Genomic DNA, 21,617 nt, shown 5'->3' with positions numbered 1-21,617 from the left:
CGAGGGCTCCGCCGGGCTGTCCGCCGAGGTCGCGGCGGGGGCGTCCGCCGAGGTCTCCGCGGGGTCGTCCGGCGAACCGTCTGCCGGGGCCTTCGCCTCACCGTCCGCCGAAGTCTCCAGCGGGGCGCCCGCCGGAGTCCCCAGCGGGGCGTCCGCCGGAGTCCCCAGCGAGGCGTCCGCCGAGGGTTCCACCGGGTCCTCCGTCGGAGACTCCAGGTGGCCCGTGGCGGCGCCCGTCATGGCGGAGCCGAGTTCCTCCGGGGTGATCGTGGCGGGGTCGGCGTCGGCGACCAGCTGGCCGTTGTAGATCACCCGGAGGGTGTCGGACAGGCCGATCAGCTCGTCGAGGTCGGCGGAGATGAGCAGCACGGCCAGACCTTCCCGGCGGGCCTCCCGTATCTGGTCCCAGATCTGGGCCTGCGCGCCGACGTCCACACCACGCGTGGGGTGGGCGGCGATCAGGAAGCGCGGCTTGTGGCTCATCTCGCGGCCGACGATCAGCTTCTGCTGGTTGCCGCCGGAGAGCGAGGCCGCGGTGACGTCGATGCCGGGGGTGCGGACGTCGTACGCCTTGACGATCCGCCGTGTGTCCTCCTGGGCGGCCTTCGGGTCCAGCCAGAAGCCCTTGGCGTTGGGCCGCTCGGTGACGTGGCCGAGGATGCGGTTCTCCCAGAGGGGGGCCTCCAGGAGCAGGCCGTGGCGGTGGCGGTCCTCGGGGATGTAGCCGATGCCCTGCTCACGGCGCTTGCGCGTGGCCCAGGTGGTGATCTCCTCCTCGGCCAGCGTGATGGTGCCCGAGTCGGCCGACTTGAGGCCGATGAGCGCGTCGACGAGCTCGGTCTGGCCGTTGCCCTCGACACCGGCCAGGCCCAGGACCTCGCCCGCGTGGATGGTGAAGCTGATGTCGTCCAGCAGCGCCTTGCCGCCCGCGGCCTCCAGGCGCAGATCCTTGACGGTGATGACCGGGCGGTCGGTGACCGTGGACTCGGCGGTCTCCGGGGTCGGCAGCTCGCTGCCCACCATCAGCTCGGCCAGCTGACGCGAAGTGGTCTCGGCGGGGACGGCCGTACCGACCGTCGTACCGCGCCGGATGACCGTGATCTCGTCGGCGACCGACAGCACCTCGCCCAGCTTGTGGGAGATGAAGATGACCGACAGACCCTCGGACTTCAGCTCGCGCAGGTTGGCGAAGAGCGCGTCGACCTCCTGCGGCACGAGCACCGCGGTCGGCTCGTCCAGGATCAGGGTGCGGGCGCCGCGGTAGAGGACCTTGAGGATCTCCACACGCTGGCGGGCGGCGACCCCGAGCTCCTCGACCAGGAGGTCGGGGCGCACCCCGAGGCCGTACCGCTCGGAGATCTCCTTGATCTTGCGGCGCGCCTTGCCGCCGATGCCGTGCAGCTTCTCGCTGCCCAGCACCACGTTCTCCAGGACCGTGAGGTTGTCGGCGAGCATGAAGTGCTGGTGGACCATGCCGATGCCGCGCGCGATGGCGTCGGCCGGCGACGAGAAGGAGACCTGCTCGCCGTCGATCGCGATCGTGCCCTCGTCCGGCTTCTGCATACCGTAGAGGATCTTCATCAGCGTCGACTTGCCGGCGCCGTTCTCGCCGACGAGGGCGTGCACGGTGCCCTTGCGGACGCTGAGGTGGATGTCGTGGTTGGCCACGACGCCCGGGAACCGCTTGGTGATCCCGGCGAGTTCGACGGCGGTCACCTGACCGTTGACCGCCGCGCCGGCCGGAGGGCTGCTGGACGCGTTGATGGCGCACTCTCCTGTGGAAGGGGGTCGTCTACGCGTGTAGCACCCCTATGGCTACGAAAAGGGTGACGCACCGTCGACAACGGGGTACAGGGCGAAAGACTCCCCGTACCCCGTTGAGCGGAGGTAACCCCGCGGTTACTGACGACTCCCGGGGGTCCTCCGGGGGTCGCCTGGCTGCTCGAGGCCCCGCTGTGCCAGCCCGCTGTGTCAGCTGGGCAGTGTCAGCTGGTCCTGACCTTGATCTCGCCGCTGATGATCTTCTCCTTGGCCGTTTCGATGGCTTCCTGGAGCTTGGTGTCGGCCTTGAACTTGGGGTTGGAGTCCGCGAGGCCGACCTCCCCGGTCTTCAGATCGCCCCGTACGATACCGCTCTCCGGCTTGCCGTCCTCGACCGACTTGGCAAGGTTGTACACCGCCTTGGCCACGTCCTTCGTCGCCGAGGTGAGGATGTGGTCCTTGTACTTCGCGAGGGCCTGCTGCTGGTACTGGTCGGAGTCGACGCCGATCGCCCACACCTTGTTCGCGGCGGCGGCCTCGATCACGCCCTGGCCCGACAGACCGGCCGCCTGGTAGACGACGTCGGCCTTCTTCTCGATCTGGCTCTCGGCGGCCGTCTTGCCCTTGTCGGGGCTGGAGAAGCCACCCTCCTCCGCGGTCTGCGTGAGGTACTGCGAGAGGACCTTCGCCTTGGGGTCGGTGTCCTCGACGCCCTGCTTGAAGCCCGCCTCGAACTTGTGGATCAGGGGGATGTCCACACCACCCACGAAGCCCACGACGTTCGACTTGGTGCTCCTGGCGGCGGCGACACCGGCGAGGTACGACGCCTCCTCCTCGGAGAAGACCAGGTCCGCGACGTTCTCCGCCTTGATGGTGGAGTCGTCGACGATGCCGAACGAGACGTCCGGGTACTTCGCCGCGGCCTCCTTCACGGCCGCCGCGTACGCGTAGCCGACGCCGATCACCGGGTTGTAGCCCTGCTTGGCGAGCGAGACCAGGCGCTGGGTCTTGTCGGCGTCCGTCTCGCCCTCGGTGGGCTCCACGTCGGTGGTCTCGTAGCCGAACTCCTTCTCCGCCTTGCGCAGACCCTCGTACGCGGCGTCGTTGAAGGACTGGTCGCCCTTGCCGCCGACGTCGTACGCAATGGCGAGGCCCTTGTTGCCCTTGGAGTCCTGGGAGGAGGCCTCGGTGGAGGTGCCTCCGCAGGCGGAGAGGGCGAGGGCGAGGGATGCGGTCGCTGCGCCTGCGACCGTGAGGCGGGAAACCCGGCGCATGAATCAGTGCTCCTTGCGTACAAGCGCCGGAGGGTGAGTGCTCTACTGGGTCGGCGCTGTCTTTGGCGCAGAGTAACGCGCGTAGACCTACGAGAAAAACCCCGGTGTCCACCTTGTTATGGGGCCGATACGCTCCGCTGGGCGCGCGGGGTCTGACAGCGCCGTTGATGGTGATGCGCCGTCCAGGTCTGCGGGTTGTGTGTGGTTGATCGCGCAGTTCCCCGCGCCCCTGACGGGGCGCGGGCCCCTCACAAACAAGAAGCGGGCGGGCCCTCATGCCCCGCCCGCTTCTGTGATCGATCGGCGACTACTCCGTCTTGACCTTGATCGTGCCGTCGATGATGGCCTTCTTGGCCTTGGCGACGGCGTCCGTGAGGCCGGAGATCTTCGCGAACTCGGGGTTGGTCTCGGCCAGGCCGACGCCGTTCACCTTGAGGTCGAAGGTCTGCGTGCCGGTCAGCGGCTTGCCGTCCTTGACGGACTTGGCCAGCGCGTACACCGCGCCGCCGACGTCCTTGAGCGCCGAGGTGAGGATGTAGTTCTTGTACTTGGCGAGGGCCTGCTGCTGGTACTGGTCGGAGTCGACGCCGATCGCCCACTTCTTCTGGGTGGCGGCGGCCTCGATCACGCCCTGGCCGGAGAGACCCGCGGCCTGGTAGACGACGTCGGCGTTCTTCTCCAGCTGGGCCTCGGCGGCGGCCTTGCCCTTGTCCGGGCTGGAGAAGCCGCCCTCCTCGGCGGTCTGCGTCAGGTACTGCGACAGGACCTTGACCTTGGGGTTGGTGTCCTCGACGCCCTGCTTGTAGCCGGCCTCGAACTTGTGGATCAGCGGGATGTCCACGCCGCCGACGAAGCCGACGGTGTTCGTCTTGGTCGCCTTGGCGGCGGCGACACCGGCGAGGTACGAGGCCTCGTTCTCGGCGAAGACCAGGGAGGCCACGTTGTCGCCCTCGACGACGGAGTCGACGATGCCGAAGCTGACCTTCGGGTACTTCGCGGCGACCTCCTTCATCGCGGGGCCGTAGGCGAACCCGACACCGACGATGGGGTTGTAGCCCTGCTTGGCCAGGGAGGTGAGGCGCTGAACCTTGTCGGCGTCGGTCTCGCCCTCGGTCGGCTCGATGTCGGCGGTCTTGTAGCCGAACTCCTCCTTGGCCTTCTCCAGGCCGGAGAACGCGGCGTCGTTGAAGGACTGGTCGCCCTTGCCGCCGATGTCGTAGGCGATGGCGAGGCCCTTCTTGGCACCGCCGCTGTCGCTGCTGTCGCTGCTCCCGGCTTCGGTGCTGGTGCCGCCACAGGCCGTGGCCGCGAGGGCCAGCGACGCGACCCCCACCGCGACGCGGGTCAGTTTGGATATCCGACGCATCGTGAAGTTCCCCATTCTCCAAAGCCCCGCAGTGGGTGCTCGTTCAGCTCCCGCCGTGGGTGCCGAGTTCGGCGCAGATTAACGCGCGTAGACCGCCGAGGGAACGGGGTACCGCGTGGCTGTTATGCATTCGTGCCGATGGCCGGTTACGTCCCGGTGAACCACCGTCTCGAAAGGTGCGGGTCGGGGCACACCACCCAGGGTGAGGAGGGGTGACCGTGACGGCCGTCGGCCGATGGCCGATGGCCGATGTGCGATGGCCGATGGCCGATGGCCGATGTGCGATGTGCGATGTGCGATGTGCGATGTGCGATGGCCGACGGTGACCGTCGCCGGTCATGGTCACCCCTCCTCATCCGGACCGCGACTACCGCCCCGCGTCGAGGAGGGCCGCCGCGGTGAAGAGCTCCACGCCGACCGTGATGGCGTGCTCGTCCACGTCGAAGTCGCCCTGGTGCAGGTCGCGGCCCACGCGGTCGCCGGGCCGACGGGTGCCGAGGCGGGCCATGGCACCCGGGACGTGCTCCAGGTACCAGGAGAAGTCCTCGCCACCCAGGCTCTGGTCGGTGCCCTCGACGGACGGCGCACCGCAACGGGCGGTCATGGCGTCGCGCAGCAACTCGACGACGACCGGGTCGTTGACGACGGGCGGAACGCCCCGGATGTAGTTGATCTCGGACTTGGCGCGGTGGAGGGTGGCGATCTCGTCGATGGCCGCGTGCACCAGATCGGGCGCCTGCCGCCAGGCGTCGATGTCGAGGCAGCGTACGGTCCCGGAGAGCTCGGCGTGCTGCGGGATCACGTTGGGGGCGTGCCCGGACTCGATGCGCCCCCAGGTGATGGCGAGGCCGCTGCGGGCGTCGACGCGGCGGGCGACCAGCGCGGGCACGTCGGTGGCGACGCGGGCGGCGGCGGTGACGAGGTCGGTGGTGAGGTGGGGGCGCGCGGTGTGGCCGCCCGGCCCGTCGAGCGCGACTTCCAGCCGGTCGCAGGCGGAGGTGATGGGCCCCTTGCGGATCCCGATCCGCCCGGCGTCCACCTTGGGGTCGCAGTGCACGCCGATGATCCGCCCCACGTTCTCCAGCACACCGGACTTGATGGCGTCGGCCGCGCCGCCCGGCAGCACCTCCTCGGCCGGCTGGAAGATCAGCCGTACGGGCCGGGGCAGCCGCCCCTTCCGGTGCAGCTCGGCGAGGACGAGGCCGGCGCCGAGGACGGTGGTGGTGTGCACGTCGTGGCCGCAGGCGTGCGCCCGGTCGGGCACGGTGGAACGGTAGGCGCAGCCGACCTTCATGTCGGGGATCGGCAGGGCGTCGATGTCGGCCCGCAGGGCGAGCATGGGCCGCCCGCCGTCCCAGTCGCCGATGTCACACAGGAGCCCGGTCCCGGAATCGAGTACGCGCGGCGCGAGCCCCGCCTTCTCCAGACGGGCCTTGATCGCGGCGGTCGTACGGAACTCCTGGTTGCCGAGCTCGGGGTGCATGTGCAGGTCGCGGCGGAAGGCCACGAGCTCGGCGCGCAGGGCATCCGGCAGGGCGCCGGGAAGCGCCGCTTCCCCGGGCAGATCGGCCTCGGACTCTCGGGACATCAGTTGGTTCACCCTAAGAAGAGTAGGGCGATCGGGCGTGCACCTAACCCACGATCAACAAAAATTCAGCCCGGAAGGTAAGAAAATCTGGCCGCATGGCGCATGGGGATCAAGTGGGGTGGGTATATCTTCGCCTCTTTTCGGGTGGTCGACCTCACTCCCCGTCCCTGGTCTCACCCTCCCTGCCCTCCGTGCTCTCCGCGGGGACGACGAACCCGGAGGTGTCCAGCTCGAAGCCGAACGGTGCGGGGACGTGGAGGGGCCGCCCGAAGGGCACGGTCGTGCGGGAGCGATAGCCCTTGGGCGACGGATCCCAGAACGCGGTGATCTCCTGGACCTGCATGTCGAGGACCAGGTACACGGGAACCACGCGTCCGTACGTGTCCAGCTGGTCGAGCCAGTCGCAGTCCTTGGTGGCGTCCTCGGCGGCTACGGGGGTCAGCTCGGCGACGAGAGCGAGTGCTGCCCCGTCGGCGCACCGCCCCTCGGCGTCGAAAGCGGCTTCGTCGGAGACGAAGAGGTCGGGGCCGAAGCCGCGCTCGGACGAACGAAACGTGAAGAGGAAGGGAGAGGTCTCTGTGACATGGCCCTCCGGCGCGTGCGCCTCCACTCGGCTGCGCAGCAGCCGCATCGGTCGGAGGTAACGCAGCTTCGACCACGGCGACACGATGATCTTCCCCCGGATGAGCTCGGCCTTGTAGCCGTGAGGTGTGTCCAGTTCCTCGACGGTCCGGAGCATGTCCTCGAAATCTCCGGGCCCGGACGCGCCCACAGCCTCCGGGCGCTCGATCATGGCCGCCACCACTGTCCTCCGCCGACTACAGGGCGTGTCGATGTCCACACGGTACGCCAGGAGGAAAGTACGGCTCGGCATATGGTCACGCGGCGGCCCTCACGTCCACCGCCGACCGCGCATCGAGCTCGAACCAGAGCAGCTTCCCGCCGCACCCGAACAGATCGTCACCGAGCAGGCACCCGCCCCAGCGGTCGGCCCACTCGTGCACGAGGAGCAGCCCGCGTCCACCGATGGATCGCTCGTCCGGCTGTTCCTGCGAACCGCGCCGACAGGCCGGCCCGTCGAACAGCGAGGGCACGTGTGAGTCGGTGTCCCATACGGTGACGCGCACCCCGCTCCGGGGCACGCCGTCAGCCTCGCCAAGCCCACGGAGCCGCAACGCGGCGGGCCCTTTCGTGTGCCGGTAGGCGTTGGTGACGAGCTCGGAGGCCAGCAGTTCGGCAGTGTCGAGCAACTCCCGCATCCCGTACGCCGGAAGCACGGCCCGCAGGGTCATAGGGGCGATGCGCGGGGCGCGTGGTCCCTCCCGGCACGAAGGGACGCCGATGCCGCCCAGCAAGACCCCTACCCTGCGCCAACAGCGCCTCGGCGCTGAGCTGCGCAAACTCCGCGACCGTGCGGGACTGTCCACGATCGAGGCGGCGGCCCTCCTGGGCGTCAACCAATCGCGCATCAGCAACATCGAAGCGGGGCGCTACGCCGTGAGCGCCGACCGCGTACGGGCCATCGCCCGCAACTACGCCTGCTCGGACGAGGCACTCGTCGAGACACTGACCGGAATGACGGGGCGTAAGGCGCGCGGCTGGTGGGAGGACTACCGAGGACAGCTCCCCCACGCCACGCTCGACCTGGCCGAACTCGAACACCACGCAACTGCGCTGCGCGTGGCCCAAGCCCTGCACATCCCCGGCCTGTTGCAGACATCGCAGCACGCACGGGCGCTCTTCGGCGACGCCGTGCCACCTCTGCTCCCTCACGAGATCGAGCACAGGATGTCGTACCGCATCAAGCGTCAGGCGGTGCTGTATCGCGAGCCTCCCCTCCCCTACACGGCACTCATCCACGAGGCGGCGCTCCACATGCAGGTGGGCGGCCCGGCCGTCGCCGCGGAACAACTCACCCACCTCGTCGAGATGGGCGAGCGCGACACCGTCACGATCCTGGTCGTCCCCTTTGGGCGGGGCGCCTTTCCCGGCTCCGGGCAGGGCATCGACTACGCGTACGGACCTGTCCCCCAGCTCGACACCGTGCAGCTGGACACCGAGCATGGCAGCGAATTCCTCGACGCCGCAGCCCAGTTGGAGCGCTGCACACCGGTGCTGGACCGCCTGGAAAAGCTCGCACTCCCAGCGCAGGAGTCTCGCGACCTCATCAGCGGCATCGCCCGCCAAGCCTGAAGGAGGCCCCTCATGTCCACCAACCCGGCCATTGCCTGGCAGAAATCGTCATACAGCTCGGAGGCCTCCTCCTGCCTCTACCTCGCCACCGCCCCCGACACCACCCTCCACCTCCGCGAGAGCGACGAGCCGGACACCGTCCTCCACCCGGACCGTGCGGCGCTGGCGGCACTCATAGCGGCCTGCAAGAAGGACAGGTGAGAGCCTGAACGCTCGCTCGACTGTCGTACCTGCGAGCCCGCCCCCTGCCACCATGGCGAGGTGGCCATCGACATAGTGTTCTTCCTGGCTCCCGATGACGAGACCGCCGCCGAGACACGCCCGAACGGGCCTGGGCCCGCACTCACATCAGTGACCTTTCACTCCTTCGACCCTGACGATGCCGTCGTCGAGTGGGAGCTCTACTTCGAGGCCCCATGCCGTGAACTCCCGCCCCTTGAGCAGCTCTACAAGAGAGACTGGCCCCGGTATGTCGCGCCCCTTCTCAATGACGGCATCGGGGTGTTCGCTGTCTCGGAGAAGCTGACCAGCGCGCTCGCCGACGCCGGGCCCAGCGAGTTGCGCGAACTCACCGCGCGCTGGACCGAGAGGCTCAGACTTGCGGGCGAGGACGATATGACCGACGACGATCCTCCAGCGATCCTGGAGGGCGTCGCTCAGCTTGCGGCGACCGCGCACAGCGCTGACGGCTGCCTCGGTCTCTACTGCTGGCACTACTGACAACAGCCTGGGCAGCCCGTCCTCAGCCATCACCGTCCTCTACTCCTCCACGCAGTCCCCACTCATCAAGGCCCGAGTAGATCAACGCAGTGCGACCGTTGGGGGACGAGAAGCACTCGGCCTCCCCCGAGTACATCGCCACCAACGAGTCGACTCCCCGCCACCAGGTGTCCGCCAAGCCCATCACCTCACGCACCGGCTCATAGTCCGCCAACGCGATGCCATCTACGTCATCGCCGGTGACCTTGGTGATCTGCTTCGCCCACATGGATGCGTGATGGGCCAGTGCGAGCGACTCCACCCATCCCTCGACGGTCGCGTGAAGGGGCGTCCACCGAGGTCCATGGATACCGAACTCACCATCCGGGCCGATCATGAACGAGTAGGGGACTGCGGTCCGCTGCATCCCTGCTTCGAACCACCACCCTTCAGCGGGTGAGCCTTCCGGCGAATCAGGATCAAGGTATTTGGGGCCTCCGTCGTACTGCGATGCGGGCGGCAGCAGCAGGCCGCCCCAGCGCTCTTGATACGCCGCCATCCGGTCGATCACCGCAGCCGGGACTTCATGCTCAAGCCACCACTGCCTGTGCTCCGCGACAAATCGGGTGTCGACCTTGATGCCGTGCGCACTGACATAGGACCGAGCCCTTCGGGTCAGCCCGTCGGGCACATCGTTGATGAGGTGAAGATTCACCTCACACGCGCCCAGCCGTCCGCCCATGCAGCACCAGCACCCCCGGCACAGCGGCGGCCAGAACCGCGAGAGCGAGCAGTGCCGGTACCAGTGCCACCACCGGGCCCGCGCACAGCAGGATCACGCCCCCGGCGAGGAGCGCCACCGACCTGCCGCCGCCCGTGCGGAGCAGGATCGCCGCTGTCGCCAGGAGGAAGATGCCTACACCGCCCGTCAGCGCCCACGCCACCACGCCGTGCAGGGGCTCGGAGAGGTCGTATTTGGTGGTGTCGGCGACCTGTTGGAGGGCCTTCTTGAGGCCAAGGGCCGTGATTACGACGCCGGCGACGAGGGGGAGGTGGAGGAAGGTGTAGACGTCGCGGGCCAGGCGGGTGCGGTCGTCGCCGTCCAGGGTGGCCAGGTGGTGTTCGGCCGGGTCGGCGAGGCGGCGGAAGTAGAGGCGCCAGAGGCCCGCTACGACGAGCAGGCCCGCGGTGGAGGCGAGCAGGACCGGGGCCGTGATCGTGTAGCCCGAGACGCCGACGCCGATCGCGACGATCGACTCGCCCAGGGCGATGATGACGATCAGGCCGTGGCGTTCGGCGAAGTGGCCCGGGGAGGCCACGCGCCAGCCCGAGGAGCCGGTGACGTAGATGCCGAGGTAGTCGATGAGGACGGCGCCCAGCCAGATGAGGATCTGGGTGAGGCCGGTGAAGGCGCTGCCGATCAGGAGCAGGGCGAACGGGGGTGCGACTGACAGCAGGGCGGTGCGGCGGAGCGTGGCGTGCAGGGCCTCGTCGGCCGGGTCGGAGATCCAGTACGTGATCAGGTGCAGGATGCGGACCGCGCCGTAGCAGAGGACGAAGACAAGGGGTGTCGGCAGCCCTCCGGGTGCGTCGGCGTAGACATCGGGAACCGTCAGCGAGACGGCCAGGACCACCGCCATCACCGCGACCAGCACGCCGAACATCGCTCCGGAGTCGGCCCGTACGACGTTGCCCAGCCAGGCGAAGCTGCACCAGCACCACCACAGCAGCGCCAGCACGACCATTCCGCCGAGCAGCCGCAGGGGGCTCGCGTCGGCTGCCATCAGTGCCGTGACCTGGGTGATCGCGTAGACGAAGACCAGGTCGAAGAACAGTTCCGCCGGTGTCACCCGGTGGCCGTCCTCCGTGGCCACCATACGTCTGTGCTCGCTCCGCGCCATGACTCCCCCTCCTCGCCGGCCCGATCAGTCCGGGCGGCCTCGCGCGGAACGATACCCAAGGGTTACCAGGGGTAGGGGGGTGCCAACTGCTCCGCCTCACGACAACCGCGTCCGGCGTCGCCTCTGCGCCTACGCCGTCTTCACCACCGACACCGCCGATACCGACGACAGCCGGTGTACGTCCCGCGCCGTCCCCGTCACTCCCGACAGGAAGCCCTGGGCCCGCGGCGAGGCGTTCTCCGTGAGCCAGGTGGGGTCGATGTCGAAGACGGCTACCTTGACCTCCGTGCCCGCCAGGGCCAGGGGCAGGGTGTGGACGACGGTGGAGGGGAAGCTGAGGATGGTGCGGCCGATGGGGCCGCGGCGGGCGATGAGTTCGAGGGGGAGGTCCGGGCGGACCACCTCCAGGCCGGTCTCCTGGACCAGGCGGTGGAGTTTCTCCGAGCTCTCGCGGCGGTGGGCGAAGTAGCGGGTCGCGCCGTGGGCGCGGGCTAGGGAGCGGACCGCGTCCAGGTAGCGGTCGCCGTCCACGACGCCCGTCTCGACCAGGGACGTACCGACCAGGTCGGAGCCCTTGGTGAGGCGCGGGGGGCCGAAGCGGGCCCGGGTCCAGGCGAAGTCGTTCGCCGTGATCGTGACGCCGTCGGGGGTCTCGTCGATCGGCATGGAGGAGAAGACCTCCACGTGCCGGCCCCGGCCCGGGGTGAGCCGGTGGCGGGCCTTGGAGGAGACCGGGGCGAAGAGCAGGTCGCGCGGGCCGGGGCGGCCGCCCTTGCGGTGCCAGCGGACCAGGCGTTCACCGCGGGCGAGCTGGGAGACGAACTCCATGGTCGCCGTGCCGTCGTCCACGACCACCAGGTCGTGGGCCCGGGTGATGGTCAGGAGAAGTTGTACGTAGCGGGAGAACGGGTCGCCCATTACTACTCTGCTCGCTCTGCGGAGCAGCGGGGCCAGGCCCGCGATGGTGTGGAACGGGGCCGTCGTGCCGCCCCGCGCCTCCTCCCACCGCACCTCGTACCCCTCGTCCCGCGCCAGCTCCGCCATACGGCGCAACTGGCCCCGGGTCATGGGGTCGTTGGGTGAGAGGACGACAAGGGTGAGCCCCGCGCCGGGGGACCGCGCGGTGTCCCCCTCCGTGCCGAGGGCGTGGGCGTGCGCCCACTCCAGCACGTTCAGGAGCTGGACCGGACTCTCGACGAAGGCGAGGGTGTGGGGGCCGGCGGTTCCGGCGCGGGGGCTCATCGACGTACGACCGTCGCTTCCCTTGAGGTGAGGGTGGAGGGGATCAGACCGCGACCGGCTCGCCCGCCGCGGCGGCGATCTCCGCCTCGGCGACGACGCCCTGGACGCGGCGCAGCTTCTTCATCGGGCCGAGCTCGGAGTCGTACACCTTCTTGACGCCGTCACCGAGGGACGCCTCGATGGTGCGGATGTCGCGGACGAGACGCGAGAGGCCCTGCGGCTCCACCGAGGCGGCCTGGTCGGAGCCCCACATGGCGCGGTCGAGGGTGATGTGGCGCTCGACGAAGGAGGCGCCCAGGGCGACCGCGGCGAGCGTGGTCTGCAGACCCGTCTCGTGGCCGGAGTAGCCGATCGGGACGTTCGGGTACTCGTCCTGGAGGGTGTTGATGACGCGGAGGTTGAGCTCCTCGGCCTTCGCCGGGTACGTAGAAGTGGCGTGGCAGAGAAGGATGTTGTCGCTGCCCAGGACCTCGACCGCGTGGCGGATCTGCTTCGGGGTCGACATGCCGGAGGACAGGATGACCGTGCGGCCCGTCGCGCGCAGGGCGCGCAGCAGCTCGTCGTCCGTGAGGGAGGCGGAGGCGACCTTGTGGGCGGGGACGTCGAACTTCTCCAGGAAGGCGACGGCCTCGGTGTCCCACGGGGAGGCGAACCAGTCGATGTTCTTCGACTTGCTGTACTCGTCGATCGCGCGGTACTCGTCCTCGCCGAACTCCACGCGGTGGCGGTAGTCGATGTAGGTCATCCGGCCCCAGGGGGTGTCGCGCTCGATGTCCCACTGGTCGCGCGGGGTGCAGATCTCCGGGGTGCGCTTCTGGAACTTGACCGCGTCGCAGCCGGCCTCGGCGGCCGCGTCGATCAGCTTGAACGCGTTCTCGAGTTCGCCGTTGTGGTTGATGCCGATCTCGCCGACGACGTACACGGGGTGACCCGGGCCGGCGGTCTTCGAACCGAACTGGCGCAGACGGGAGTTGGTGCTCATGGCTGAGACGTTCCTTACTTGTCGAGAGGGTCGAGAGAGTCGAGAGAGGGACCGAGGATCCAGCCGGCGATCTCTCGGATCGCGCCGTCGCCACCGGGGACGGTGGTGACCGCGCGTGCGGCGCCGCGCACGACGTCGTGGGCGCTTCCGACCGCCACGGGCCAGCCGACGAGGCCGAAGCACGGGAGGTCGTTGACGTCGTTGCCGACGTAGAGCACGCGCTCTGGCGCGATGCCCTGCTCCTCGCACCACTGCTTCAGTGCGAGGTCCTTGCGGTCGATGCCGTGGAGGACCGGGATCTGCAGCTTCCGGGCCCGGGCGGCGACCACAGGGTTCTGTTCCGTGGACAGGACCAGCATCTTCAGCCCGCTCTTGCGGAGGGCCGCGATGCCGAGTCCGTCCCCGCGGTGCACGGAGACGAACTCCCGTCCGTCGGAGTCGATCAGCACCCGGTCGTCGGTCTGGGTGCCGTCGAAGTCGAGGACTACGGCGTCGATGTCGTCGTAGGTGGGGAGGGCGCCTGGGCGATCCGCGTCGAAGAGCGGCGCGAGTGCCTGGGCGCGGGCGAGGTCGTGCGGGTCGTCGATCTCCAGGACCCGCGCGGGGTCGGTGCGCACGAGTTCCGTACGGCCGAAGAAGCGGTGCTGGTGCTTGCGCAGGCCGGCCGCCTCCATGGCGTACGCGGCGCCGGTCTCCAGCAGGTCCTGCGGACGGTCCTGGCGGCGGGGGCGGAACGACTTGTCGTGGTTGACGCCGTAGCCGCCGTCCGTGTCCGTGGGGTCGGTGACGGTGGTCGTGCCGCCCACGGCTCCCGTGCGGGCGGACTCGACGACCGTGGGCTCGACGGCCCTGGGCTCGTCCGCCGTGTCCCGCCAGATGAACCCGTGGAAGGGGGCGACGGTGAGGGCGGTGTCGGCGCCGTGCTCCACGATCGCCCGCGCGACCCCGTCGATGTCCTCGCGGAGGATGAACGGGCTGGTGCACTGGACGAGCAGGACGACGTCGACCGCGGCGCCGTGGAGCGCCTCGTGGGCGTCCATGGCGTGCAGGACGGCGGCCTCGGAGGTGGCGGTGTCGCCCGCGATGGCGGCGGGGCGCAGCACGACCTCGGCGCCGGCCACGCGTGCGGCGGCGGCGATGGCGTGGTCGTCGGTGGAGACCACGACGTCCGTCACCAGCCGGGCGCCCAGGCACTCGCGCACGGCGCGGGCGACCAGCGGGACGCCGCCGACGGGGGCGAGGTTCTTCGCGGGGACGCCCTTGGAGCCGCCGCGCGCGGGGATCACGGCGAGCACGCGGCGTACCGAAGCCGCTGGGCCCGCTTCCGAGTTGGGCATGGGATGTACTCCTTGCGAGAGGATCGGGGGGTGCGCGGCTCGCCCGTCCGCGGTGTGGGCTGCGGTCAGGCCGGGCGCGCCGGGCGCGCCGGGCCCGCCGGGCACTTCGGCCGTGCGTTCGACTCGCCCGTGAGCCGCCTCGGCCGTACGGTCGGCTCGGTCGTGAACCGCCCCAGCCGTACGGTCGGCTCGCTCGCCCGCAGCCTCGGACGCGGTCGCGGTCGCGGCCTCGGCGTCGGTCGCAGGCGCGGCCTCGGTGGCGGCCTCGGTCGCGGTCCCAGCCACAGCCTCGGCACCGGTCGCGGGCGCGGCGCCGGTCGCGGGCGCGGCTGAGGCAGCAGCCGCAGGCGCGGCCTCGGCGCCGGTCGGGGTCGCAGCCTCGGCCTCGATCGCAGGCGCGGCCTCGGTGGCGGCCTCGGTCGCGGTCCCAGCCACAGCCTCGGCATCAGTCGCGCCCTCGGTCACAGTCGCGGTACCAGCCGCAGCCTCGGCACCGGTCGCGGGCGCGGCTGAGGCAGCAGGCGCGGGCGCGGCCTCAGCACCGGTCGGGGTCGCAGCCTCGGCCTCGATCGCAGGCGCGGCCTCAGCACAGGTCGGAGTCGCAGCCTCGGCCTCGATCGCAGGCGCGGCCTCGGTCGCGGTCCCAGCCGCAGCCTCGGCGTCAGCCGCGGCCTCGGTCGCAGCCTCCGCCGCGGCCCACGGGCCGTCGGCCCGGACCGCGCTGACCGCGCGGGCGACCGCTGCCTCAGCCGCGTCCGCGGCGGGCGCGGCTGAGGCGGCCGCCGCGCCTGCGGCGGGCGCGCCCACCGTGTCGGCCGTGCTCACAGCTCCCCCATCCGCCGGATGACGGGCGCGACCCGCTGCACCCCGTGCCGGTACGCGCCGCGTGCCGCCCGGCGCACGATCTGCCGTACGGGACTGGGCTCCTTGTCGGCGGCCGGGGCCCCGGGCAGCGGGGCGCCGTCCGGGCCGAGGTGGTGGCGGGCGAGGATGCCGGGCAGGTAGCCCGGCGCGGTGACAGGCGTGTAGTACGGGTCGAGGGGCGGGAGCTGAGCCGCGGAGAGCAGCTTGGCGATGCGTTCACGCGCCGCGTCGAAGGCCGTCTCGTACGACCCGTAGGCGGCGACGCCCTGGCGGGTGACCCACGCGGCGTCGGGCGTCGGCTCGTGCCCGGCGTCGAGCTGGTCCCAGGAGGCGAGGCAGCCGGAGCCCACGAAGTGGTGGTTGCCCAGGGTCTCGCGGACGCCCAGGTCGGTGAGGACCACCGTGGGGATACGGCGGTGCAGGGACTCGAGGGCGGCCGTGGAGCTGACCGTGACCAGCAGGTCGGTGCGGTCCAGGACCTCGCCCATGTTGCCGTAGACGAGGCGGAAGTTGGACGGCAGGTCGACCCGCTGAGCCAGCTTCTGGTACGGCAGTTCCTCGATGTGGGTGGTGTGTTCACCCGGCTTGGAGCGCAGCTTCAGCAGCACCTCGCGCTCGGGGTGCAGCCGGGCGTGCTGGACCAGCCGGTTCAGCAGGTATGTGCGGTCCTTGCGGCTGTCGGGCACGGAGGGCTGGGCGGCGAAGACGACCGTGTACGGGTCGCGCTTCTCGTACGGCGCTCCGCCGAGGAACGGCAGGGCCACCTCGGTCACCGAGGAGGCGTCGGCGCCCACTCCCTCGTACACGTCCCGGAAACGGTCCGCGTCCTGGCGGGAGTTGGCGAGGACGAGGTCCGCGCCGTGCCGCAGCAGCAGGCCGTCGGCGAGCTTCTCGTAGACGACGCCGACGTAGCCGGTGACGACCACAGGGCGCCGGGTCCGCGCGCCCCAGGCGCTCCTCAGTCCGTGCAGCATCGCCTGGACACCGCCCCCGACGAGGGCGAGCACGACGATGTCGTACGCCTCCTCGTCACTGTCCTGACTGTCCCGCGCGCCCATCGCCCGCAGGAACTCGACGCCGGTGACCTCGCGGAGCGAGTTCGCGCGGACGCCGACTTCTTCGAGCTGGCGGGCCGTGGGAGTGGCACGGCCGCGCAGGAGATAGCCGTCCAGACGGATGTCCGAATCCTCCGGGGCGATGCGGTTCGCGGTGAGCGCGCCCCATTTCCACCGGGTGTCGGAATCCGCGAGAACGGCGATCCGCAGAAGCTTCCTGGTACTTGCTGGCACGTCGAAGACGCTAGGAAGCCATTTCGCCCCCCGGCCCAACCAGAATCCAACAAACGGTTAACAGCAAGTCGACGAATGGCGAATCGGGCCGCGATCGGCACGAGAAAGCGCCTGGTTCACGGTACCGCCACGCGTCGTTCACCTGGTATCAAGCAGGGAGTCAAGACGAATGCCGGGCCGCCCCCTAACGTCACTCACGTGGTCAAGCTCTCCGTCATCGTGCCGTTCTACAACGTGCAGCAATACGCGCCCGACACCCTGAAGAGCCTCAGCGCCAACGCGCGCGAGGACTTCGAATTCATTCTCGTCGACGACTGCTCTCGCGACGAGACCCCGGACATTCTCGCGCGCGCGGAGCGTGAGCTGCCGGGCGCGGTGTATGTCAGACACGAGAAGAACGGGGGACTGGCGACCGCCCGCAACACCGGGATCGACAAGGCGCGTGGCGAGTACCTCACGTTCCTCGACGGGGACGACTGGCTCGCCCCCGGTTACTACCCGCAGCTCCTCGCCGCGATCGAGGACCTGGGCGTCGACTTCGTGCGCACGGACCACGTCCAGTGCACCGCGCGGGCGCGCTCCATCCACCGGGTGCCGCACGGCCGGCGGGGGGTCGTACTGCGCCCGCGGGACATCATCCTGCCCGCCGACCGGTCCACGTCCGTCGACTACGCGTACGCGTGGGCGGGCATCTACCACCGCCGGCTGGTCGACCGGGGCCTGCTGCACTTCACGGACGGGCTGCGCACCGCGGAGGACCGGCCGTGGATCTGGAAGCTGCACCGGGAGGCCGAGTCCATGGGCGTGGTGGGGCTGCTCGGCGTCTACTACCGGCGCGGGGTGGCGTCCTCGCTGACCCAGATCGGTGACGTACGGCAGCTCGACTTCATTCGCGCGTTCGACCAGGTCGTCACGGAAACCGCCGCCGACCCGGAAGCGTCGAAACTCCTCCCGAAGGCCGTGCGCACGTATTGCGCGATCATTTCCCATCATCTGGGATCCATTGAAAGGTTCGAGCCACAGGTGGCACGGAAACTGAAGGCGATGAGCGCCGGTGCGCTGCGGCGCATGCCGCAGGACGTGCTGGACGAGGCCCTCGACTCGATGGACGTCCAGCGCGCGACGCGGCTGCGCAGGCTGCGCCGCCGTCCCGCCGGCGCGGGGGTGGCCGCGTGACCACGCAGATCTTCCTCGCCTCCACCCTGTACGGCACGGCCACGCTCGCGGCCGCGCTGGACAGCGACTGCTTCGCGCCCGCGGACCGGAGGATCCTGCTGGTCTCGAACAACGCCGCGACGCCGGAGACCACGCCCGCACCGGACGAGATGCCCGGCTTCGAGCGGCTGCGCGCCCGGTTCGACGACGTGATCTCGTGGAACGAGACCATCTCCCCCTTCCACCCCGGTGGCTGGCAGCCGCGCAACGACGACGCCCCGCTGTGGGAGCGCCACCTGCGGCTCGCCTGGAACCTGGGCGACGACGACATCGAGCTGGCCGTGGAGTCCATCCAGGTGCACCCGGCGCTCGGCATCGCGCAGATCTTCATGGGCGCGCCCGTCACCGTGTACGCGGACGGTCTGATGAGTTACGGCCCCACCCGTAACAAGATCGACCCGCTGGTCGGCACCCGCGTGACGCGCCTGCTGCACCTGGACCTCGTCCCGGGTCTGAAGCCGCTGCTGCTCACCGAGTTCGGGGTGGAGCCCGAGATCGTGGCCACGGACGCGTTCTCGAAGGTGCTCGCCGAACTGGAGGACACGGGCGACGAGTTGCCCGTCGTCGAGGAGCCGGCCCTGCTGCTCGGCCAGTACCTCTCCGCGCTCGGCATCCTCACCGCCGAGGAGGAGGAGGACCTGCACGTACGGATGGTGAAGGGCGCCGTCGAACTCGGGCACACCCGCGTGGTGTTCAAGCCGCACCCCAGCGCGCCGGCCCGCTGGTCGCGCCACCTGGAGAAGGAGGCGGAGAAGCTCGGCGCCGATCTGACGGTGGTCGACACCCCCGTCCTCGCCGAGGTGCTCTACCAGCGGATGCGGCCCGCCCTGGTCGTCGGCTGCTTCTCCACGGCGCTCCTCACGGCGTCCGCGCTGTACGGCCTGCCGGTCGCCCGTATCGGCACGGAGACCCTACTGGAGCGCCTGACGCCGTACGAGAACAGCAACCGCGTCCCGGTCACCATCGTGGACGCCCTGCTGCCGGAGCTGTCGGACCGCGCGGCCGTGACCGAGCAGCGCCAGGACCTCGACGCGAAGGAGCTGACCGGTCTCGTACGGGCGGTCGGCTACGCGATGCAGCCGAAGATCTACCCGGATCTGCGCCCGTCGGTGGAGCGCTATCTGACGAACCATCTGAACCAGTACACCTGGCGCTACTTCAAGCGCCGCCGCCTCACCTCGCTGGCCCTGCCGGGCGCGGTCCCGGCCCAGCTGGCGTTCATTCCCCGCAACGCGACGGTGCGCAGAGTCGCCCGTCGCGCACGTTCATTGAAGAGGGCAACGCTCGGTTGATCTGATGAATTCACCTGCGAAGACAGCACCCCCCACCACGTCCTCACAGGAAACGACCCCCCAAGGAGCGGCCCGGCCGGGTATCCGGCCGGGTGACCCCTCGCGCAGAGCGGGACCCGACGCGGTCGTCGTCCCGCCGCGCATCACCCGCCGGGCCCCCGCCCCACGCCTGCGCGCGCTCGACGGGCTGCGGCTGATCGCCGCGCTGATGGTGGCCGCGTACCACTACGGCGGCCGTGACGGCGAGATATCCGAGGCGTGGGGCACCTCGTCCAAGCAGCAGTTCCCCACGCTGCACGAGTGGTTCGCCTACGGCTGCCTGGGCGTGCAGATCTTCTTCGTGATCAGCGGCTTCGTGATCTGCATGAGCGGCTGGGGCCGCCCCCTGCGCTCCTTCTTCCTCTCCCGCGCCTCCCGTCTGCTGCCCGCGTACTGGGCGGCGGTGATCATGGTGACGGTGGTGTTCGCACTGCCGGCGGTCACTTACGAGGCTGTGTCGCCGAGCGACGCGCTCGTGAACCTGACGATGATGCAGCAACCCCTGGGCGTGGACCGGGTGTTGGGCGTCTGCTGGACGCTGTGGGCGGAGGTCCGCTTCTACGCGCTGTTCGCCCTGTGCGTCGTCCTGCCGGGCGCGACCCGCAGCCGAGTGATCATGTTCTGCGCGTGCTGGACCCTGGCGGCGGTGATCGCCCAGTCGGCGAACGAGCCCCTTCTGGACGTCGTGCTGATGCCGGAGTACGCTCCGTTCTTCATCGGCGGGATCGGCCTCTACCTGGTCCACCGCGACCGGTACGACACGTACGCGTGGGGCATCGTGGCGGTGAGCTGGCTGATCGGCCAGCACCAGGTGGTCCGGGCGATGTGGCACGCCCCGAACCCGGACTTCTTCTCCTTCCGCAGCTCGTACGTCATCGTCCTGGTCGTCACGCTCGGCTTCGTGGCGGTCGCGGCGATCGCCCTCGGCTGGCTGAACCGGATCAACTGGCCCTGGCTGACGGTGGCTGGCGCGCTGACGTACCCCTTCTACCTGGTCCACGAGCACCTGGGCTGGGTCTCCGTGGACGTCCTGCACCAGGGCCTGGGCCTGTCGTCGGGCCTCACGCTCGGGCTGACCCTGGCGGGGATGCTGATCCTCGCGTGGGTGCTGCACCGAGGGGTGGAGGCGCGGCTGGGGCCGGTGCTGCGGAGATCGCTGAACCGCAGCCGTCTCTGAGTCGCGGTTCGTCTCTGAGCCGCGGTTCGTCTCTGAGCCGCGGTTCGTCTCTGAGCCGCGGCCAGGGCGGAATTCCCCGGCGAGTCGCGAGGAGACCCCTGCGAATCACCTGCGAATCACCTGCGAATCACCTGCCAATTCCCCTGAATTTCCGGCGAATTTCCGGGGAATTCATCTTCCTCGCGGTTTGGGAAACCTCCCAGCGGTGAGTAGCGCAGCATTCCTTGACCGCACCACAGGCGTCTCATAGGTTCCAACAACTGTTCGGTCCCGCGCCAGTTATGTTCAGCACGTCAGGCCCACGCGAGAGAGTGTCTTCTCCTCATGACCGTTGCACCCGGCACGACCCGACCGCCCCGTGAACTCGCCGATGTCCCCGGCTGGTTCCCCGTACTCGATCAGTTGCTGTTCACCTGGTTCCTGGACCGGCAGGAGAGCCGGGAAACGCGCGGAGACCTCCTCGAAGTCGGCGTGTACATGGGCAAGAGTGCGATCCTCCTGGGGCAGCACCGGAGGGAGGGCGAGCAGTACACGGTGTGCGACCTCTTCGAGGGCGACGCACCGGACGACGCGAACCGGGCCGAGGCGAACAAGTCGTACTCCAAGCTGACCCGGGAGATCTTCGAGGAGAACTACCTCTCCTTCCACGACGAGCTGCCCCGCGTCCTCCAGGGCCCGAGCTCGATCCTCCCCGACGAGATCAAGCCCCGCTCCTGCCGTTTCGCCCACATCGACGGCTCGCACCTGTACGAGCACGTGTACGGGGACATCGGCGCGGCCCACGACGCGTTGCTCCCCGAGGGCATCGTGGTCCTGGACGACTTCCGTTCCGAGCACACGCCCGGTGTGTCCATCGCGGCGTGGGAGGCGGTGCTCAACCGTGGGCTGCGGCCGGTGTGTCTGAGCACCCAGAAGCTGTACGGCACGTGGGACGACCCGGAGCCGGTGCAGGAGGAGTTGCTGGCCATGCTGAGGGAGCGGGACGACTGCCACCTGAGCGTCCAGCAGGCTGCGGGCAACCGGATCATCCGGCTCAAGTCGAAGGGGATGGCCGCGCCGGAGTTCCCGTACTCCCGGCACTGGACGAAACCCGAGCCCAAGCCGGCTCCGGCCGCCGCCGCGGCGCCCGCCGCCCGGCACGCGCCCGCCCCGCGCCCCCGTCCGCGCCGCAGCCCCGCGCGCAAGCTCGCGGTGGACCTGCTGCCGCCGGTCGTCACGCGGGCGATACGCCGGGCGCGAGCGAACCGCTGACCACCGACTGCTCCGCAGCCACGACAGTAGATCGCCCCCCGGCCCCTAGCCTCCTCGGGTTCGCTTCGAGCGGGGGACCTCCATCGCCCCTTCCCTGGGGGGTGCGCCCCCAAACCCCCCCATCGGCCTTGCGGCCTCGTCCTCAAA

General features: G+C 69.9%; 18 protein-coding genes and 1 pseudogene. 7 read left to right on the top strand and 12 right to left on the bottom strand.

The genetic code is table 11. The features are described from left to right. Nucleotides 1-180: 180 nt before the first annotated feature. The 6 genes and pseudogenes from FNH08_RS13805 to FNH08_RS13775 form a co-directional block, all read right to left on the bottom strand. A pseudogene (locus FNH08_RS13805) lies at nucleotides 181-1,716 on the bottom strand (ABC transporter ATP-binding protein); the annotation flags it as partial. Nucleotides 1,717-1,985: 269 nt separating this feature from the next. After that, nucleotides 1,986-3,035: a BMP family lipoprotein gene (locus tag FNH08_RS13800; RefSeq protein WP_152771773.1), complete on the bottom strand. Its 1,050-nt coding sequence runs from the start codon at nucleotides 3,033-3,035 to the stop codon at nucleotides 1,986-1,988. Between the two features lie 307 nt (nucleotides 3,036-3,342). Then, the gene (locus FNH08_RS13795; protein ID WP_194238479.1) at nucleotides 3,343-4,401 is read right to left on the bottom strand and encodes a BMP family lipoprotein; all 1,059 of its coding nucleotides are present in this window, start codon (nucleotides 4,399-4,401) and stop codon (nucleotides 3,343-3,345) included. A 367-nt stretch (nucleotides 4,402-4,768) separates the two neighbouring features. Then, nucleotides 4,769-5,989 (bottom strand): amidohydrolase, encoded by a 1,221-nt coding sequence (locus tag FNH08_RS13785; protein ID WP_152771771.1) that lies wholly within the window; start codon nucleotides 5,987-5,989, stop codon nucleotides 4,769-4,771. A gap of 154 nt (nucleotides 5,990-6,143) precedes the next feature. Continuing rightward, nucleotides 6,144-6,782, bottom strand: a complete 639-nt coding sequence (locus FNH08_RS13780) for a Uma2 family endonuclease (RefSeq protein ID WP_152771770.1) — start codon at nucleotides 6,780-6,782, stop codon at nucleotides 6,144-6,146. Nucleotides 6,783-6,867: 85 nt separating this feature from the next. Next, nucleotides 6,868-7,281: an ATP-binding protein gene (locus tag FNH08_RS13775; RefSeq protein ID WP_152771769.1), complete on the bottom strand. Its 414-nt coding sequence runs from the start codon at nucleotides 7,279-7,281 to the stop codon at nucleotides 6,868-6,870. 49 nt (nucleotides 7,282-7,330) lie between these two features. Here FNH08_RS13775 and FNH08_RS13770 point away from each other — a divergent pair, with 49 nt between their 5' ends. From FNH08_RS13770 to FNH08_RS13760, 3 genes are read left to right on the top strand one after another with little or no spacing between them, the layout of a single operon-like run. Then, nucleotides 7,331-8,182 carry a helix-turn-helix domain-containing protein gene (locus FNH08_RS13770; protein ID WP_152771768.1) on the top strand — a complete coding sequence of 284 codons (852 nt, stop codon included), beginning with the start codon at nucleotides 7,331-7,333 and terminating at the stop codon, nucleotides 8,180-8,182. A gap of 12 nt (nucleotides 8,183-8,194) precedes the next feature. Further along, complete coding sequence (locus tag FNH08_RS13765; protein WP_152771767.1) at nucleotides 8,195-8,383, top strand: DUF397 domain-containing protein; 189 nt, start codon at nucleotides 8,195-8,197, stop codon at nucleotides 8,381-8,383. A 60-nt stretch (nucleotides 8,384-8,443) separates the two neighbouring features. Further along, nucleotides 8,444-8,902, top strand: coding sequence for a hypothetical protein (locus tag FNH08_RS13760; protein WP_152771766.1), 459 nt, complete (start codon nucleotides 8,444-8,446; stop codon nucleotides 8,900-8,902). Nucleotides 8,903-8,924: 22 nt separating this feature from the next. On the opposite strand, the gene FNH08_RS13755 is transcribed toward FNH08_RS13760, so the two are convergent. The 6 genes from FNH08_RS13755 to FNH08_RS13730 form a co-directional block, all read right to left on the bottom strand. Next, the gene (locus tag FNH08_RS13755) at nucleotides 8,925-9,623 is read right to left on the bottom strand and encodes a hypothetical protein (protein WP_152771765.1); all 699 of its coding nucleotides are present in this window, start codon (nucleotides 9,621-9,623) and stop codon (nucleotides 8,925-8,927) included. After that, nucleotides 9,598-10,782, bottom strand: a complete 1,185-nt coding sequence (locus tag FNH08_RS13750) for a low temperature requirement protein A (RefSeq protein WP_228034108.1) — start codon at nucleotides 10,780-10,782, stop codon at nucleotides 9,598-9,600. Before FNH08_RS13750 ends, FNH08_RS13755 begins: the two co-directional genes overlap by 26 nt. A gap of 129 nt (nucleotides 10,783-10,911) precedes the next feature. Beyond that, on the bottom strand, nucleotides 10,912-12,024 hold the full coding sequence (locus FNH08_RS13745; RefSeq protein ID WP_152771764.1) for a hypothetical protein: 1,113 nt from the start codon (nucleotides 12,022-12,024) through the stop codon (nucleotides 10,912-10,914). A 43-nt stretch (nucleotides 12,025-12,067) separates the two neighbouring features. After that, nucleotides 12,068-13,006, bottom strand: a complete 939-nt coding sequence (locus FNH08_RS13740; protein ID WP_152771763.1) for an N-acetylneuraminate synthase family protein — start codon at nucleotides 13,004-13,006, stop codon at nucleotides 12,068-12,070. 14 nt (nucleotides 13,007-13,020) lie between these two features. Next, nucleotides 13,021-14,343: an N-acylneuraminate cytidylyltransferase gene (locus FNH08_RS13735; RefSeq protein WP_152771781.1), complete on the bottom strand. Its 1,323-nt coding sequence runs from the start codon at nucleotides 14,341-14,343 to the stop codon at nucleotides 13,021-13,023. Nucleotides 14,344-15,164: 821 nt separating this feature from the next. Beyond that, a complete protein-coding gene (locus tag FNH08_RS13730) occupies nucleotides 15,165-16,496 on the bottom strand; it encodes a DUF6716 putative glycosyltransferase (protein ID WP_322724429.1) in 1,332 nt (443 codons plus the stop codon). Nucleotides 16,497-16,694: 198 nt separating this feature from the next. Here FNH08_RS13730 and FNH08_RS13725 point away from each other — a divergent pair, with 198 nt between their 5' ends. From FNH08_RS13725 to FNH08_RS13710, 4 genes are all read left to right on the top strand, one after another. Beyond that, nucleotides 16,695-17,672 carry a glycosyltransferase family 2 protein gene (locus FNH08_RS13725; RefSeq protein WP_322724428.1) on the top strand — a complete coding sequence of 326 codons (978 nt, stop codon included), beginning with the start codon at nucleotides 16,695-16,697 and terminating at the stop codon, nucleotides 17,670-17,672. Further along, nucleotides 17,669-19,003: an alpha-2,8-polysialyltransferase family protein gene (locus FNH08_RS13720; RefSeq protein WP_322724426.1), complete on the top strand. Its 1,335-nt coding sequence runs from the start codon at nucleotides 17,669-17,671 to the stop codon at nucleotides 19,001-19,003. Before FNH08_RS13725 ends, FNH08_RS13720 begins: the two co-directional genes overlap by 4 nt. 4 nt (nucleotides 19,004-19,007) lie before the next feature. Continuing rightward, nucleotides 19,008-20,219, top strand: coding sequence for an acyltransferase family protein (locus tag FNH08_RS13715; RefSeq protein WP_152771760.1), 1,212 nt, complete (start codon nucleotides 19,008-19,010; stop codon nucleotides 20,217-20,219). 324 nt (nucleotides 20,220-20,543) lie between these two features. Further along, nucleotides 20,544-21,470, top strand: coding sequence for a class I SAM-dependent methyltransferase (locus FNH08_RS13710; protein WP_152771759.1), 927 nt, complete (start codon nucleotides 20,544-20,546; stop codon nucleotides 21,468-21,470). Nucleotides 21,471-21,617 lie beyond the last annotated feature (147 nt).

The organism is Streptomyces spongiae (assembly GCF_009377185.1).
GTDB classification, from domain to species: Bacteria; Actinomycetota; Actinomycetes; order Streptomycetales; family Streptomycetaceae; genus Streptomyces; species Streptomyces spongiae.
The sequence above is the reverse complement of the archived record's forward strand: the minus strand, read 5'-3'. Positions and strand labels throughout refer to the sequence as shown.